This is a genomic window from Curtobacterium sp. MMLR14_010 (assembly GCF_001865015.1).
In the GTDB taxonomy this organism is placed as follows: Bacteria; Actinomycetota; Actinomycetes; order Actinomycetales; family Microbacteriaceae; genus Curtobacterium.
In genome coordinates, this window is the sequence record NZ_MJGV01000025.1 from 9,179 (window position 1) to 25,985 (window position 16,807).

At 72.9% G+C, this 16,807-nt stretch carries 14 protein-coding genes; 9 read left to right on the forward strand and 5 right to left on the reverse strand.

Translation table 11 applies throughout. The features are described 5' to 3' along the window. Together BIU98_RS05495 and BIU98_RS19290 are read left to right on the forward strand one after the other, a co-directional pair. Positions 1 to 2,354: PIG-L family deacetylase (locus BIU98_RS05495; protein WP_175481293.1), on the forward strand; the 2,354-nt coding region annotated here is incomplete at its 5' end. Further along, positions 2,336 to 3,352 carry a glycoside hydrolase family 16 protein gene (locus BIU98_RS19290; RefSeq protein WP_071272964.1) on the forward strand — a complete coding sequence of 339 codons (1,017 nt, stop codon included), beginning with the start codon at positions 2,336 to 2,338 and terminating at the stop codon, positions 3,350 to 3,352. The genes BIU98_RS05495 and BIU98_RS19290, both read left to right, overlap by 19 nt. Before the next feature lie 121 nt (positions 3,353 to 3,473). On the opposite strand, the gene BIU98_RS05505 is transcribed toward BIU98_RS19290, so the two are convergent. From BIU98_RS05505 to BIU98_RS19295, 4 genes are all read right to left on the reverse strand, one after another. Next, entirely contained in the window at positions 3,474 to 4,739 is a 1,266-nt protein-coding gene (locus BIU98_RS05505) for a glycosyltransferase family 4 protein (RefSeq protein ID WP_071272966.1), read from the reverse strand. Continuing rightward, complete coding sequence (locus BIU98_RS05510) at positions 4,736 to 6,289, reverse strand: lipopolysaccharide biosynthesis protein (RefSeq protein ID WP_083393003.1); 1,554 nt, start codon at positions 6,287 to 6,289, stop codon at positions 4,736 to 4,738. Before BIU98_RS05510 ends, BIU98_RS05505 begins: the two co-directional genes overlap by 4 nt. Beyond that, positions 6,286 to 7,221, reverse strand: a complete 936-nt coding sequence (locus BIU98_RS05515) for a beta-1,6-N-acetylglucosaminyltransferase (protein WP_071272969.1) — start codon at positions 7,219 to 7,221, stop codon at positions 6,286 to 6,288. Before BIU98_RS05515 ends, BIU98_RS05510 begins: the two co-directional genes overlap by 4 nt. A gap of 103 nt (positions 7,222 to 7,324) precedes the next feature. Further along, a complete protein-coding gene (locus tag BIU98_RS19295; RefSeq protein WP_175481294.1) occupies positions 7,325 to 7,498 on the reverse strand; it encodes a hypothetical protein in 174 nt (57 codons plus the stop codon). A 157-nt stretch (positions 7,499 to 7,655) separates the two neighbouring features. On the opposite strand from BIU98_RS19295, the gene BIU98_RS05520 reads away from it, so the two are divergent. Continuing rightward, the gene (locus tag BIU98_RS05520; protein WP_071272972.1) at positions 7,656 to 8,963 is read left to right on the forward strand and encodes a glycosyltransferase family 2 protein; all 1,308 of its coding nucleotides are present in this window, start codon (positions 7,656 to 7,658) and stop codon (positions 8,961 to 8,963) included. Positions 8,964 to 9,178: 215 nt separating this feature from the next. Here BIU98_RS05520 and BIU98_RS05525 read toward each other — a convergent pair whose 3' ends face one another. Continuing rightward, the gene (locus tag BIU98_RS05525; RefSeq protein ID WP_071272975.1) at positions 9,179 to 10,501 is read right to left on the reverse strand and encodes a glycosyltransferase; all 1,323 of its coding nucleotides are present in this window, start codon (positions 10,499 to 10,501) and stop codon (positions 9,179 to 9,181) included. Positions 10,502 to 10,815: 314 nt separating this feature from the next. Between BIU98_RS05525 and BIU98_RS05530 the strand changes: the two genes are divergently transcribed. The 6 genes from BIU98_RS05530 (at position 10,816) to BIU98_RS05550 (ending at position 16,705) form a co-directional block, all read left to right on the forward strand. Beyond that, positions 10,816 to 12,075, forward strand: coding sequence for an ABC transporter substrate-binding protein (locus BIU98_RS05530; protein WP_071273059.1), 1,260 nt, complete (start codon positions 10,816 to 10,818; stop codon positions 12,073 to 12,075). Between the two features lie 204 nt (positions 12,076 to 12,279). Then, the gene (locus tag BIU98_RS05535) at positions 12,280 to 13,254 is read left to right on the forward strand and encodes a carbohydrate ABC transporter permease (protein ID WP_139200581.1); all 975 of its coding nucleotides are present in this window, start codon (positions 12,280 to 12,282) and stop codon (positions 13,252 to 13,254) included. 65 nt (positions 13,255 to 13,319) lie between these two features. Next, entirely contained in the window at positions 13,320 to 14,162 is an 843-nt protein-coding gene (locus tag BIU98_RS05540; RefSeq protein WP_071273062.1) for a carbohydrate ABC transporter permease, read from the forward strand. A gap of 5 nt (positions 14,163 to 14,167) precedes the next feature. Continuing rightward, entirely contained in the window at positions 14,168 to 14,449 is a 282-nt protein-coding gene (locus tag BIU98_RS18410) for a hypothetical protein (protein WP_139200579.1), read from the forward strand. A gap of 23 nt (positions 14,450 to 14,472) precedes the next feature. Further along, positions 14,473 to 15,540: a LacI family DNA-binding transcriptional regulator gene (locus tag BIU98_RS05545; protein ID WP_083393005.1), complete on the forward strand. Its 1,068-nt coding sequence runs from the start codon at positions 14,473 to 14,475 to the stop codon at positions 15,538 to 15,540. A 535-nt stretch (positions 15,541 to 16,075) separates the two neighbouring features. Continuing rightward, a complete protein-coding gene (locus tag BIU98_RS05550) occupies positions 16,076 to 16,705 on the forward strand; it encodes an MBL fold metallo-hydrolase (RefSeq protein WP_071272981.1) in 630 nt (209 codons plus the stop codon). The last annotated feature ends 102 nt before the right edge of the window (positions 16,706 to 16,807 follow it).

Sequence of the window (16,807 nt, forward strand, 5' to 3'; positions counted from 1 at the left end):
TCGCCGTGTCCGTCGCGGCCGTCGTCACCGCGATCGCGGCACTCGTCGTCGGGCCGAACCTGGTGGCGCAGTCCGCCGGGGCCGCCACGACCGCCGACTGCAGCGCCGGCAGCGTGATGGTCGTCATCGCCCACCCCGACGACGACCTGCTGTTCCAGGGGCGCGACCTGCGCACGGCGATCGCCGCCGGCAAGTGCGTCCGCACCGTCGTGGTGACGGCGGCCGACGCCGGGTACCCGAAGTGGTACTGGTCCAGCCGTCAGGACGGCCTCGAGGAGGCCTACGCCCGGGTCGCCGGCGTCGCTGACACCTGGTCCGACGGATCCCTCGCGGTGTCGGGGCAGACCCTGCAGACGAAGACCCTGACCGCCGCCCCGCGCATCAGCCTCGTGTTCATGGACCTGCCCGACGGCGACGTCGACGGCAACGGGTACTGGGTGCACGACTACGGGAGCCTGCAGCGCCTGTACCTGGGCGGCATGGACACGATCAGCACGGTGGCGGACGCCGACCGCCCCGCGACGTACACCCTCGCGCAGCTGCGCTCGACGCTCCTCGGCGTCATCCAGGCCACCAAGCCGACCGACGTCCGCACGATGGACAACCAGGGGACGTACGGCGACGGCGACCACAGCGACCACCACACGGTGGCCTACCTCACCGACCAGGCGCAGCAGCAGTACACGGCGAGCCACGTCTTCACGGGGTACCTGGGGTACCCGATCGAGAGCCGTCCGGCGAACCTGACGACCGCCGAGACGAGCGCGAAGGCCGATGCGTTCTTCACGTACGCGGCGCACGACGACCTGACCTGCGCGTCCTACCCGGCGTGCGAGGGCCGCCCGGAGACCGAGTGGCTGAGCCGGGAGTACGCCGTCGGGTCCTCCGTGCCGTCGACGCCCACGAACCCGACGCCCTCCGACCCGCAGGCCACCGACGTGACCGCCGGCGCCACGGTGACGGCGAGCGGTCAGAACGCGGCGGACGGACAGACCGCTGCGAAGGCGGTCGACGGCGTCGTCTCCGGTTGGCCGGCGAACTCCGCTGCGGAGTGGGTCGCGCCGAACGGCAAGGCCGGCACGTGGATCCAGCTGGGCTGGACGTCGGCACGGACCGTGTCCGAGGTGCGACTGGCGGACCGTCCGAACGCGGACGACCAGGTCCTCGGCGGCACGCTGACGTTCTCGGACGGCTCGTCCGTGACCGTCCCCACCCTGCCGAACGACGGCACCGTGCAGTCGGTCGCCTTCACCGCGCGGCAGGTGACGTGGGCGCGGTTCACGGTCACGAAGGTGAGCACGTCGACGCAGAACGTGGGGCTCGCTGAGATGCGGGTGCTCGGCACCGCGCCGACGACCACGACGCCGCCGACGTCGACCACGCCGAGCGACGTGACGGCCACGGCGACGGTCAGCGCGAGCGCGCAGAACCCGGCGGACGGCCAGACCGCTGCGAAGGCGGTCGACGGCGTGGTGTCCGGCTACCCGGCGAACTCGTCGGCCGAGTGGGTCGCTCCCGGCGGCAAGGCGGGGACGTGGATCCAGCTCGGGTGGTCGTCGGCCACGACGCTGTCCGAGGTGCGTCTGGCGGACCGCCCGAACGCCGACGACCAGGTCCTCGGCGGCACGCTGACGTTCTCGGACGGCACGAGCGTCGCCGTCCCGGCGCTGCCGAACGGTGGTGCCGTGCAGACCGTGGCGTTCACCGCCAGGGCGGCGACGTGGGTGCGGTTCACGGTGACGGCGGTGAGCACGTCGACGCAGAACGTCGGTCTCGCGGAGATCCGCGCGATCGGGACGACCGGCACGGGGACGAGCACGCCGACGCCGACCCCGACGCCGACGCCGACGCCGACGCCGACTCCGACTCCGACGCCGACCCCCACGCCGACGCCGACGCCGACTCCGACTCCGACTCCGACTCCGACGTTGACCGACGTCACCCGTTCGGCGAAGGCCACGGCGGTCAAGGACAACCCCGCCGACGGGCAGACGGTCGCGAAGGCGGTCGACGGCGTGGTGTCGGGCTACCCGGCGAACCCGACGGCCGAGTGGGTCGTGCCGAACGGCCGGACCGGTGCGTGGATCCAGCTCGACTGGACCTCGCCCGTGGCGCTCCGCCGCATCGTGCTCGACGACCGTCCCAACACGGCGGACCAGATCACCGCCGGCACGCTGACGTTCTCGGACGGCAGCAAGGTCACGGTCGGCACCCTGCCGAACGACGGGAAGCCCCTGACGGTCGACTTCGCAGGCAGGAACGTCACCTGGGTCCGGTTCACCACGACGAAGGTCTCGACGAGCACCGTGAACGTCGGACTCTCGGAGGTGCGTGCGTGGGCGGCGACGAGCTGACCACCGAGGAACGACTCGAGCACCCGCTCGACGCGACCACGGCCGCGGCGCACGGCGCCGCCCCCGCGCACGGGTCGGGCCTCGCCCGTCATGGCGGCGCCCACCGTCGTGACGGGCGTCGCCTCGCCGTCGCGGTGGGCGCCCTGCTGCTCGTGGCCGCTGTGGTGACCACCGCGACGACACGCGGTGGCGGAGACGACCCCGACCCGAGTGGAGGACCCGTGCTGAGCAGTGGCGAGACCGGCTGGAAGCGCGTCTTCTCCGAGGACTTCACGAAGGACGCCGCGTCGGGCGGGTTCGAGACGGCCTACGGCGACCGCTTCTCCGTGTACCACGGCTTCGCCGACACGGCTGGGACCGGTCGGTACCAGTCGTCCGCACTGAGCGCGCACGACGGCATGCTCGACATGCGCCTGCGGACCACCGCGGGTGGGACGCCGCTCGCCGGTGGCGTCGTGCCCCTGGTCGACGGCCGGTGGGGCGGGCAGACCGTCGGCCGGTACAGCGTCCGGATGAAGAGCGACCAGGTCGACGGGTACGGCGTCGCGATGCTGCTCTGGAGTGACGAGAACGTCTGGTCGGACGGCGAGATCGACTTCCCCGAGGGGGCGCTCGGCACGCCGGCGCAGCTCAACGTGCACTGTCTCGAGGACCCGCCGCAGAAGTGCGTGCACTACGAGACGGCCGCCTCGCTGGCGGACTGGCACACCTACACGATCGAGTGGACGCCGGTCCGGATGTCGTTCCTCGTCGACGACCAGGTGATCGCGACCACGACGTCGAGCATCCCGACGGCGCGGATGCACCTGGTCGTGCAGGCCGGGTCCGTCGAGGGGACGCCCCCGCCGTCCGCGCAGGGGTCGCTCCTGATCGACTGGATGACGATCGACGTGCCGGCCGACGGTGCGCAGCCGCCAGCGACCGTGCCGCGCGGTGTCACCGTGCCGGAGCAGGGCACCTGGACGGCCCGCGACGGTTCGGACAGCGCGTCCGGCTGAGTCCCGGGACACCTCCTCGCACGGCGAACAGCCCCCGTCACACCGATGTGACGGGGGCTGTTCCGTTCCTGCGGGGCGAGCCGGGCCGACGCGCCAGCGCGGCCGCGTCAGTGCCGCCGCGTCAGCGCCGGGCGGACGCCGAGAGCGCCCCGAGCAGGGCGTCGACGTGGGGAGCGCGACCGTACCGGGTCTCCACCCAGTCCCGGGCCTGCTCGCCGAGGGACGGGTCGAGCACGGCCTCGTCGAGCAGGTCGACGAGCTTCCGGGCCAGCGCACGGGTGTCCGTCGGGTCGACGGTGAACCGTGCCCACTCGTCCGAGAGGATCTCCCCGGTTCCCCCGGACGCCGCCGCGAGGACGGGGCGCCCGGCCGACATCGCCTCGACGACGACACGGCCGAAGCCCTCGGGCTCGATGGACGGCGCGACGACGAGGTCCGCGGCGTGCAGCAGGGGGACGACGTCGTCCCGCTCGGGCAGCACGAGCACGGACCCGGCGGGGAGCGCCGCGATGGCGGCCTCGACCACGTCGGCCTCGGCCGGGTACAGGGCACCGGCGAGCACGAGCAGCGGCTTCCGCGAGACGGGCACGCTGGTCTCCCGGGCGGTGTGGTCCGTCGTGCGCGGCACGGTCTCGTGCGCCTGGGTGACGGCGGCCACCGCTGCCGCGCGCGCCTCGGCGGACGCGAGCACCAGGTGCCACGCCCGCAGCAGGGCGAGGACGCCCTTCGCCTCGGTGAACCGTCCGTAGTACAGGACGGTCGGGGTGCCCTCCTCGATCCCGAGGGTCCGGCGGGCACGACGGACCGAGTCCGGCGTCGCTGCCGGGAACGCGTCCGTGTCCACGCCGTTCGGCACGATCGTGATGCTGTCGGTCGGCGCTCCCGCGGCGGCCCAGGCTGCTGCCATGGCGTGCGAGACGGCGAGGAACCGGGTCCGCCCGCCGGCCACGGGACGGATGCGACGGTAGTTCGGGGCATGGTGCAGGTGCACCGCCAGGGGGACGCCGGACACGAGCGAGGCGACCCGCCCGAACGGCAGGTACTCGGGCCGGTTCAGCCACAGCACGTCGAGGTGGGACCGGCGCAGGCGGAGTCCGAGGCGGACGAACCGCACCGTGTCCAGCAGCGCCGACCGCAGCCCGAAGCGCATGTCGGGGGCGTCGACCAGGCGGACGCCGAGCTCGTGGAACGGCGTCGGGCCCTCCTCGGCTCGCGGAGCGTGGGCGTTGCGGTGCCACACCTCCACGACGTGGCCGGCGGCGACGAGCTCGCGCGTGTCCTCGAGGACACATCGCTCGAGCCCGCCGGTGATGGCGAGTCCGCTCGTCAGGACACCGACGCGCAGGGCGCCGCCGTCGTCGGTCGTGTGCTTCTTCCGTCGGGTCACGACGCACCTCCTCGTGCAGCGCGCAGCCGGCGCAGGAACCACGGGGCACACCCGAGCACGCCGGCGATGCGGATCAGGTTCCAGAACGTGTCCTGCGGGACGACGACCGACACGCCTGCGACGGCGAGGGCCGCGACCACCGGCAGGACGACCCGCAGCCCGGGACCGCGCCACTCGCGGCGGTCCGTGATGGCGACGAGCTGCATCGCGGCGAGCACGACGTACGCGATGACCGTGGCGAGCGCGGCGCCGGCGATGCCGAAGAGCGGGACGAAGACGAGGTTCGCGCCGATGTTCAGGACGCCGGCCACCGCGGCGATGACACCGACGGTGACGCCGCGGCGTTCGATCAGCAGGAGCCGACCGGTCGCACCGCTGGCGACCACCGGGAAGGCGGTCAGCGCGACGATGAACACGACGACGGTGAGCTCGTGCACGCGGTACGACGCCGGCGCCAGGATCGGCAGCGCGACGGGGGAGACCAGCGTGACGGCGAGCAGCACCGGTGCGAGCATCTTGTAGAGCTCGTCGCGGGAGTGCATCGCGAGCTGGCGCCGGGCGACGGCGTCGCGGAGGGCGGCGAAGTGGGGGGCCCACGCCTGGTTCGTGAAGGTCAGGAGCAGGATGACCGCCGAACCGACGACGTAGGCGATCTGGTAGCGAGCCACCTCCTCCGGGCCGAGCAGGCGCTGCACGACGACGCGGTCGCCGGCGTTCAGGACGAAGTACGACAGGTTGCCGAGCGCGATCGGGATGCCGAGCTTGAAGGCGCGCACCGTGGTCGCGCGGTCGAGCAGACCCGCGAGACGCGGGCGGGTGGCGGCGATGCCGATCACCATCGCGACGCCCTGCGCCACGACACCGCCCCAGGCGTACGTGGTCGCGTCGGCGTGCACGAAGGTGAGCAGCCCGAGGCCGATGATCGACCCGCCGATGGAGGACAGCAGGCTCGTCACCGCGAACACGCGGATGCGGTCCTGCGCCACGAGGAGGGCGAGGGAGATCTGCACGATCGCGGCGGGTCCGGTCCAGAGCACCGCGACGAGCAGCAGCGGGTGCGCGCCGACGAACCCGGCGGCGTCGGCCCAGAGCGGGATCGTGACGAGCGCGGCGACCGTGACGATGACCGCTGTCAGCATGCCGACGGTGATGAGGCCGCGGGCCTTGTGGTCGTTGCCGTCCTCGGCGCGCTGCAGCACCGACGCCTGGTCGATCCCGAGCACGGCGAGCACGACGAGCGCCTGGTAGAGCGCGATCGCGGAGGCCAGCACGCCGAACTCGGCCGGCGGCATCAGGTGGGCGAGCACGGGGGAGATGAGCGACGACACGATCAGCTGCATCGACCAGACGACGACGTACAGCAGGCCGCGTCCGAAGAGCACGGACGACCCCTTGCGGACGGTCACCGACCCGGTGTCGGTCGGCTGCGCGACGCCGTCGGACGCGATGCCGTCGGGCGTGACGTCGCCGTGCGCGGTGGCTGCCTCACGAGCCGCGCCGGCCTCGCGGGCGGCCCTGGCCTCGCGGCGGGTCTGCGGGGGGAGCGTCACGATGCCACCGCCGTCGCCGTCGAGCGGGGTCCCGGCGTCTGGTCCGGCCCCGATCCGCGGAGACCGAACGCGGCGTCGATCACGTCGAGCAGGTCGGTGCTGCGCTCGGTCGAGAACTTGCGGGCGAACAGGTCCGGCAGCGTGCCGTCGCCGTCGGTGCGGCCCTCGAGCAGACGACCGGCGTCGGCGATCGTCAGCCACGGCGGGCTCTTGCGCGCCTCACCGTCCCACCCGATCCACCACAGGGAGTGCGGGACGTGCTCGTCGCCGAAGTCCGGGGTGAGGGCGGGGGAGTTCAACACGGACGGCACGAACGTCTCGTCGGCGATCCAGGACCGGCGCCAGAACCGCACGAGGTCCGGGCGCTGGTCCACCGTCTCCACGACCGCGGCCGCGTGGTGCCGTGCGAGGAGCTTGAGCTGCGACCCGCCGGCGAACACGACGTCGCGCGGGATCCGCCGCGGGAGCGGGACCCGGATCATCCGCTTGCCCCAGGCCCAGTGCGGGAAGCGCAGACGCGCGTACCCGCCGGAGCTGCCCCAGTCGGCGAACGGCAGGGGCTGCGAGGCGACGAACGACTCGTCCTGGTGCGCGGCGAGGAACGCCGAGATCTCCGCGGGGTCGGCCAGCGGGTAGTCACTGCCCGTCAGGACCGCGATGTGCGAGGCGTCGGTGGTCGCGAGTGCTGCCCGGTACCCGGACACCTCGGCCGCCACGTTCTCCCACTTCGCCCATCCGGTCCGGATGCGGGGGAGCAGGTGGACCCGTTCGGGGAGGTCCTCCGTCATCTCCAGGAAGACGGACTGCGGAGTGCGCGCATCGACGTGCAGGAACACCGGGAACGGGTCCAGCGCTTCGATGAGCCGACGGAGGTGTGCGGGGTCCTCGTGAGCGAGGACGATGCACGCGGGCGCCGTGGTGGAGAAGGCCATGTCCGCGACGCTAACGGCGTCGTCCCGGGGCCGACAAGGCGGCCCACGGGCGTCTGCGGGGAAGCGGCGGTTTCCCGCACCACGGCCCGCGACCAGCGTCTGATCAGCGTTTCTTGCGGAACTTCTGGCAGTCGCACAGGGCGCAGTCGGAGCCAGGACGGTAGTGCTCGTGCGCGTCCCGAGGATGTCCGCACACGCAGGTCAGGGTGTCCACGACGACGACGGTCTCCTCGGACGGGAGGGTGACACCGAGCTCGTCCATGGGGCCCAGCGGCATGCGTCCTCCTCGTGGCCGGCGCGGTGTCCGGTCCGTCCCCTCGATCCTAGGGGAATCGGCCGTCCTGGTGGCGGCAAACCGCAAGAGGGGCGACCGTCGCCGCAACCGCGGACGGCCGCGGTTGACCGGGCGTGAGCACCCCCGGAGCATCGGGGACATGAGTGACCACCAGGCGACCACCACCAGCGTGCTGACCTTGACGCCCGCGATGCCGTCGCCGGAGGCCCCGGCCTGGCCAGGAGCCGCCTGGGTCGGCGCCGTCGACCGGCAGGAGGCGCTCGCCGCCTCCGCGGTCGAGCTCGCCGGTGCCTCGGGGTTCCGCCGCGCCCGTCTCCTCGTCCGCGACGGCCGCGAGGTCGCCGGCTTCGTCGACGTCGCCGTCACCGCCGACGGCGACGTGGACCCGACCGAGCTGGGACCGGCCCTCCGCGCCCTGCGTGCCACGAGCCTCCCGGCCGCCCCGCAGGGCGCACCCGTCGGCCGCATCTCGGTGGTCATCGGCACCCGCGACCGGCCCGAGGACGTCCGACGCTGCGTGGCCTCCGTGCTCGCGTCCGCGTACGACGACTTCGAGGTGTTCGTCGTCGACAACGCGCCGACCACCGACGCGACCCGCGACGTGGTCGCCTCCTTCAGCGACGACCGCCTGCACTACGTCCTGGAGGCCCGGCCCGGCGTCTCGCGCGCACGGAACGCCGGTCTCGCCCTCGCGTCCGGCGCCGTGGTCGCCTTCGTCGACGACGACGTCGTCGTCGACCGGCTGTGGCTGGCGGCGCTCGCCGACGCGTACGCCCGCGACGCGGACGTGGTCTGCGTCACCGGGCTGGTCGCGAGCGGGGAGCTCCGCACGCCGACGCAGCGCTACTTCGACGAGCGGGTGACGTGGGCCAGGAACCTCGACCGCCGGGTGTTCCGCACGGCGACCCCGCCGGCCGACCTGCCCCTGTTCCCCTTCTCCGTCGGCGCGTTCGGCACCGGCGCGAACATGTCGCTGCGACGCTCGGCGGCGCTGGCACTCGGCGGGTTCGACGTGGCGCTCGGCCCGGGGACCCCGTCCCGCGCCGGCGAGGACCCGGACCTGTTCACCCGCGTCCTGTTCTCCGGCGGCGGCCTCGCCGTCGAGCCCTCGGCGTTCGTCTGGCACCGGCACCGCTCGGACCGGGCGGCACTGCGCTCGCAGGCGCTCGGCTACGGCACCGGGCTCGGGGCCTGGGTCACGAAGCTGGTGCTCCGTCCGCGGACCGCGCTCGCCGTGCTCCGCCGCGCGTTCGGTGCGCTCCGGCAGCTCGGAGCGCTCGGCCAGGGCGACGGACAGGTCGCGGCAGCGGTGGACGCGATCGGCGGCTGGCCCGTCGACGACGAGTTCCGCGATGCCACCGCAGGCCTGAAGCGCGTCGAGCTCGTCGCCGCGCTGAGCGGTCCCTGGCGGTACCTGCTCGGCCGCCTGCAGTCCCGACGCGGCTAGACCGCAGGGCGCGTCACCCGCCCGCGACGCACGAGGAGCGCCCCGCACCACTGCGGGGCGCTCCTCGTCGTCTCCGTCCCGCGGCGCTCGGACCCGTCCTGCTGCGCTCGGCCGGCCGGACCGGCGGGCACGACGACGTCGGGCACGACGACGACGGGCGCAGCTCCGGGGTGGTCCCCGGTGCTGCGCCCGTCTGGGTGCTGCGGTGCGTGTCGCTACGCGGAGTGCTTCGCCTCGACGTCCCGCCAGAACCTGCGGCTGCGGAAGTACGCCGCCGGCCCCGCCGGGAAGCCCCGGAACTCGTGGTAGGCCAGGGAGCGGGGGATCCGGGTGGTGGATGCCTCGGTGATCGTCTCGGCAGCGGCGTCGCGCTTGCCGGCGAGTCGGGACACGAGCTGCGTGAGCTTGATCCGGCCGGCGCGCGGCATCAGGCGGGCGAGCACCAGCGCGTGACGCCGGTCCTTCGCGATGAGCTCGCACATGAGCGCCGTGAAGCCGACGCCGTTCGAGTGCAGCTGCCCGTGCAGCCCCTCGAGGGTCTGCCGGTGCCGGTGGTGCACGACGGCCCTGGGCTCGAAGCCGATCCGGCCACCGCCCCACAGGATGTCGATGAAGATCGCCAGGTCCTCGCCGCCCCGGGCGGGGACTCCGGCGCCGAGCACCGGGTCGAACCCGCCGACGGCGTCGAACGCCGAGCGGCGGACCGCCCAGTTCGCGCCGGCGCCGTAGCCGCCGATGCCGTAGATCGCGAAGTGCTTCCGCACGGTGCCGTCGGGGCTGATCGCGGAGGCCTGCGCGTGCCGCATCACACCGCGGACGTCGTCGGGGACGATCGTCACCGGGTCGAACGTGCGCTCGCCGCTGAAGCCGCCGTAGTACGCCTCGTACCAGATCTGCGCGGGGGTCTCGAGCTCGACCGGGAGGATCATGCCGGTGACCGCGGCCACCTCCGGCTCGCGGACGAAGCGGGACCCGATGGAGCGCAGCCACTGCGGGTCGACGCGGACGTCGTCGTCGGTGAACGCGATGACCTCGCCCTTCGCCACTGCGACGCCGGCGTTCCGCCCCGCGGAGCAGCCCGGGCGGCGCTCGACGACGAGGCGGACGTCACGGCCCTCGAGGAGCCCGGGCAGTGCGTCGATCGCGGGCACGGTGACCCGGTTGTCGACGATGACGACCTCGTAGCGCGGGTAGTCGAGGTTCTCGAGGAAGTCGAGCAGGTTCCGGATGTCCGCGACACGCGTGACGATCGTGGAGACGACGATCGAGATCAGCGGCAGGTCCTGGTCGGGGACCGGGGTCGTCGTGTCGGCACTGAGCCGCTCGTCCTCGACCATCGGTGCGAGGGCACGGGCGGCGTCGTCGGGGTCCCGGGTCAGGAGGACGTCGAGGGTGGTGACGGGGAAGCCGCCACGGTAGCCGACGACGAGCGCCGAGGTGCCACGCTCGTCGGCGACGAGCCGGGGCAACGGGGCGTCCAGGTCGACGCTGACGACCCGACGGGGGCCAGGCACGGTCACAGGGGAGAGCTGGGTCATGTCCCGGACGCTACGGGGGTCCGACGACCCCCTCAACCGTGCGGGGAGCCGGTGGCGGGGTTCGTGCGGGGTTCCGCAGCACCCGCACCGCACCACCCACCGCAGTGAGCGCTCACCCAGCCAGTCCCCGGCAACGCGAAGGTCACACTCAGGTCACGGACCCCCTGCAACCGGTTGCGCCCGCTGTGCGCCGGGCGTAGCGTCACCGCCCAGCAGGCAGCGTCGCCTGCTCCAGGCCGCTGCCGTCGTCATCCGATCGCGCTGCCTGGTGATCTCGATGAGGAGACAACGCCGTGAAGAACACACGCGAGAAGATGCGTCTGGCATCGGTGGCCGGAGTCGCCGTGATCGGCCTGACACTGGCCGGCTGCTCGAGCGGGAGCTCGGCCTCGGACGACGCCAAGACCGGCCAGGACAGCCGCGGTCCGATCACGTACGTGCAGGGCAAGGACAACTCGAACGTGGTCCGCCCGCTGATCGCCAAGTGGAACAAGGCCCACCCTGACGAGAAGGTCACCTTCAAGGAGCAGTCCGACCAGGCCGACCAGCAGCACGACGACCTCGTGCAGCACTTCCAGGCGAAGGACGACGGCTACGACGTGGTGGACGTCGACGTCGTGTGGACGGCGGAGTTCGCCGCGAAGAGCTGGCTCACCCCGCTCACCGGCGACATGGCGATCGACACCTCGAAGCTGCTGCCCTCGACCGTGAAGACCGCCACGTACAACGACACCCTCTACGCGGCCCCGCAGACCTCCGACGGCGCCCTGCTCTACTACCGCAAGGACCTCGTCAAGACCCCGCCCACCACCTGGGCCGAGATGATGAAGGACTGCTCGATCGCCAAGGACGCCGGCATCGGCTGCTACGCCGGCCAGTTCGCCAAGTACGAGGGCCTGACGGTGAACGCCTCCGAGGCCGTGAACGGCTCCGGCGGCTCGATCCTGAACGCCAAGGGCACCCCGGACGTCGACACGTCGAAGGCCAAGGCCGGCCTGCAGAACCTCGTCGACGCGTTCGAGGACGGCAACATCCCGGCCGAGGCGATCACGTACCAGGAGGAGCAGGGCCGCACCGCGTTCGAGGACGGCAAGCTCCTGTTCCTGCGCAACTGGCCCTACGTCTACAACCTCGCCAAGACCGACGGCTCCTCGAAGGTGAAGGACACGTTCGGCATCGCCCCGATCCCGGGTGCGGACGGCGTCGGTGCGTCCACCCTCGGCGGGCACAACGCGGCGATCAGCGTGTACTCGAAGCACAAGGCGACGGCGCACGACTTCCTCGAGTTCCTGATCTCGAACGACACGCAGAAGTTCTTCGCGACGCAGGGCTCGCTCGCCCCGGTCGTCGGTGACCTCTACACGGACTCCGAGCTGACGGCGAAGCTGCCGTACCTGCCCACGCTCCTCGAGTCGATCAAGAGCGCCGAGCCCCGCCCGGTGACGCCCTTCTACCCGGCGGTGACGAAGGCGATCCAGGACAACACCTACGCCGCGCTCAAGGGGTCGAAGAGCGTCGACGAGGCCATGAAGGACATGGACGCCGCCCTGAAGTCGGCGACCAGCAGCAACTAGCGGCTCACGCCGCATCGGACTGGAGGCTCGTGGCGACGCCGCCACGAGCCTCTCCCCACCGGCACGGCCCGGCCGCCGCTCCGCGACGGCCGGGAACCGGCGGCGTGGGCCCAGTCCGTTCCTCATCGCGTTCCGACACCGGCAAGGAGGCCGTCCGTGTCAGCAGCAACCGAGATCCCCGCAGCCATCCCGAACCCCCAGGGGCTGGAGCCGCGGAAGCGGCGGAAGGGCGGGCTGAACGCCGAGCACGGCCGGTGGGCCGTGTACCTCATCGGCCCGACGATCGTGCTCCTCGCCATCGTCATCGGCTACCCCGTCGTCAGTGCGGTCATCCAGTCGTTCCAGCTCGACGCCGGCCTGGACAAGGCGACCGGCCTGTTCGTCGCCGGCGGCTTCGCGGGCGTCACCAACTACGTGCACTGGCTCGGACAGCGGTGCGGCGAGGTCACCTGCCCGCCCGGCAGCCTCGGCTCGCAGTTCTGGGTGGCGTTCGGCAACACGTTCTTCTTCACCGTCGTCACGGTCGTGCTCGAGACCGTGATCGGGCTGTGGATGGCCATCATCATGAACCGCAACTTCAAGGGCCGCGCGCTCGTCCGTGCCGCGATCCTCGTGCCGTGGGCCATCCCGACCGCCGTCACCGCGAAGCTCTGGTACTTCATCTTCGACGCGAACGGCGTGCTCAACCACGTCATCGGGCACCAGGTCCTCTGGTTCTCCGACGAGTGGGCGTCCCGGTTCGCGATCGTCATCGCGGACACGTGGAAGACGACGCCGTTCATGGCGCTGCTCATCCTCGCCGGGCTGCAGCTGATCCCGGACGAGGTCTACGAGGCGAGCAAGATGGACGGCGCCTCGACGATGCAGCGCTTCCTGCTCATCACGCTGCCGCTCGTCCGGCCCGCGCTCATGGTGGCCGTGCTGTTCCGCGTGCTCGACGCGCTCCGCATCTACGACCTCATCGCCATCATGACCGGCGGCGGCGGTGGTTCCGGCAACGCCACGGTCTCCCTCTCGGTGCTCGTCGTCGACCAGATCCGGCAGGGCTTCAACGCCGCGTCGGCCCTGTCCACGATCACCTTCGTCATCGTCTTCCTCGTCGCGTTCGTGTTCGTCCGGTTCCTCGGGGCGAACGTCGTGCAGACCCAGGCAGCCCAGCAGAAGGGTGAACTCAAGTGACCCTCGCAGCAGACCGTCCCCGCGCTTCCGCCCGCTCCCGCGACCGCGCCGTCGACACCAGCGACGTGCGCGTCAAGCGGCACACGGGCCCCCGGGTCCGCACCGCGATCCAGGCGCTCGTCATCGCCGTGTGGTGCCTCCTGCCCTTCTACTGGATGATCGTCACGAGCTTCCGGGACGTCGGCTACACGTTCGACCCGACTCCGTGGTTCACCCACGTGACGCTGGACAACTACGCGACGGCGTTCTCGACCGCCCTCGGCAACCACCTGGGCCGCGCGCTGCTCAACAGCGTGTTCATCGGTGCGGTCGTGACCGTCATCGCGCTGCTCGTCGGCACCACGGCCGCATACGCCCTGGCCCGGCTCGAGTTCCGCGGCAAGTCCCTCATCGCCGGGGCGATCCTCGCCGCGTCGATGTTCCCGGGCGTCGCGCTGATCTCCCCGCTGTTCCAGCTGTTCACCGACATCGGGTGGATGGGCTCGTACCAGGCGCTGATCCTGCCGAGCATCTCGTTCGTGCTGCCGCTGACGGTCTACACGCTGGCGTCGTTCTTCCGCGAGATGCCGTGGGACCTCGAGGAGGCCGCCCGCATCGACGGCTGCACCCGCGTGCAGGCCTTCCGCCGGATCATCCTGCCGCTGGCCGCCCCGGCGGTGTTCACGACGGCGATCCTGGCGTTCATCTCGTCCTGGAACGAGTACCTCATCTCGTCCCAGCTCTCGAGCGACGCCACCCAGCCCGTCACCGTCGCGATCGCGTCCTTCGCCGGGTCGCAGCCGCACCAGGAGCCGTACACCGCGGTGATGGCGGCGGGGACGATCGTCACGATCCCGCTCGTCATCCTCGTGCTCGTGTTCCAGCGGCGCATCGTGGCGGGGCTCACCGCCGGCGGCGTGAAGGGCTGACGGCCGTGGCGCTCAGGGCACCCCGTCGCCCCTCGGCACCGATCGAGGAGGCCATGGGCTTCGTCGGCTTCTTCGGTGTCGTGTTCCTCGTCGTCACCGTCGCCTGCGAGCTGTCCGGTCGGCCGGCGCTCGGGTGGGCGCTGACGCTCCTGGCACTGGTGCTCGTCCTCGTCGTGCTCGACCGCTGGCGGGTCCTGGTGCTCCGGCGGACGGCGGCGACGTCGGACCCGTCGCCCGCGGCCGTGAGCCGGGTCGCCGGGGGCGCGACGCGCGCGTCGGACGACTGACGAGCCTCCCGGCCGGCACCGCGGTGGGGATCCAGGAGATCGCGACCGTCACCGGTCTGTCGAAGGCGACGGTGTCCCGCGCGCTGCGCGGGCTGCCGTCGGTGGCGGAGACGACCGTCGACCAGGTGCGGCGGGTCGCCGACGAGCTCGGGTACGTGCCGAGCTCGGCGGCTGCCGGCCTGGCCACCGGACGGCAGCGGGCGGTCGGCGTCGTCGTGCCGGTCATCGACCGGTGGTTCTACGCCAAGGCCATCGGCGGGGTCGACGTCGAGCTGCGCCGAGCCGGGTACGACCTGGTGCTCTACAACCTCGGCGGGCCCGGCGGCGACCGGGACCGGGCGTTCCGGCGGTCGATGCTGCGGCACCGGGTGGACGCCCTCGTGCTGCTGTCGCTCGTGCTCGACGAGACCGAGCGTGCCGAGCTGGAGCTCACCCGGCACCCGATGATCGTGATCGGGGGACCGGCGCCCGGCCTCCGGAACGTCGGGGTCGACGACGTCGCGGTCGCGGCCACCGCGGTCGGGCACCTGCTCGGGCTCGGACACCGGCGCATCGCGTACGTCGGCGGGCAGGACGAGGCCGGCATGAACGTCGCCGTGCCGTACCGGCGGCGGGACGGGTTCCTCGACGCGATGGCCGCCGCCGGTCTGCACGTGCCGCCGTCGTGGCTGGCGGACGGCCGGTTCTCGTTCGCCGGGGGAGCGGCCGCGGGGGCGCTGCTGCTCGGCGGGTCCGTGTCCGGGTGCACGGCTGCGTCTGCGTCCGGGGCTGGGTCTGGGGCTGGGGCTGGGGCTGGGGCCGGGCGTCCGACCGCGGTGTTCTGCGCCTCGGACGAGATGGCGCTCGGGGTGCTGCTCGCGGCGCGGCGGCTCGGGCTCCGGGTGCCCGCGGACCTGTCGGTGATCGGCATCGACGGGCACGAGTACGGCGCTGCCGTGAGCTTGACGACCGTGGCGCAGGACCCCGAGGCGCAGGGGCGGGTGGCCGCGCGGGCGGTGCTCGCCGAGGTCGACGGGGCTCGGCCCGGGGTCCTGCCGCCCGCGCCCGCGACGCTCGTGGTGCGGGGGACGACGGCGCCGCCGCGGGGGTAGCGGCGCGGGTGCCGGGTGCCGGGTGCCGGGCCGGGAGTCGGGTGCCCGGGCGCCGCGGTGCGGGACGGCGTCGCACAACTGATGTCGGCTCGCGCCACCGAAGTCCGTGGTTCGAGCCGCCGTTCGTGGTGCGGCGTCAGCCAGCGCCGCGGGGGTAGCAGCGGGCACCGGTGGCGGCGCCATGGTGTGGGCGGCGGGTACGCGGTGCCGGGCGGCGCGGGCAGGCCGCTGGCGCGTGCGAGCTGCACCCCGCCGTGGACGGTCGCGCCGCCGGCGCGCGCGGGTTGCGCCCCGCCGTGACGGTCGCGCCGCTGGCGCGTGCGAGCTGCGCCCCGCCGTGACGGTCGCGCCGCCGGCACGCGCGGGTTGCGCCCCGCCGTGGACGTCGCGCCCAGGTGTGACGGGGCGCGACGTTCGTACCGGGGCGCGATCCCGCCCCGCCGCCCGCGCCGCCCCGCCCGCCGCCGCCCGCCGCCCGCCGCCCGCCGCCCGCGGCCGCCCGCCCCGCGCCCGCCCCGCGCGTACGCTCGCCCGCATGGAGGTCACCAAGCTCGAACACGCCTGCCAGGTCGTCACGCTCGGAGGCGCACGCCTCGTGATCGACCCAGGCGGCTTCACCCGCCCGGTCGAGGCCACCGGGGTCGTCGCCGTCGTCGTCACGCACGAGCACCCCGACCACGTCACGCCCGAGCAGGTCGCTGGGATCCTCGCGCGGAACCCCGGAGCCGTCGTCCTCGGCCCGGCCGGCGTCGCCCGGGTCCTGCCCGACGTCGACGTCGAGGTCGTCACCGGCGGCGACCACCGCTCGGTCGGCCCGTTCGAACTGACCTTCCACGGCACCCGACACAACGTCATCCACCGTTCCGTCCCCGTCGTCGACAACACCGGTGTGCTGGTGAACGGCCGCCTCTTCCACCCGGGCGACGCCTACACGGTCCCCGACGTCCCGGTCGAGGTCCTCGCCGCACCCGTCGGCGCCCCGTGGCTGAAGGTCGCTGAGATGATGGACTTCGTCGCCGCGGTCGCGCCCCGGCGCGCGTACCCGGTCCACGAGGCCACGCTCTCCGACATCGGCCTCGACATGCACGTCGGTCGCCTCCGCGAGGCGGTCGCCCCGACCGGCTCGGTCGTCGTGCTCGCGCCCGGCGAGTCACTCACGATCTGACGCGGGTCGCCGCCAGGACGGACGGGAGGCCCGGCTCGCCCCCGACGGTCGGCGCACCCGGGCGACACACCGCGTTTTGGCAGCCTGCGCGGCTTGTGCCAT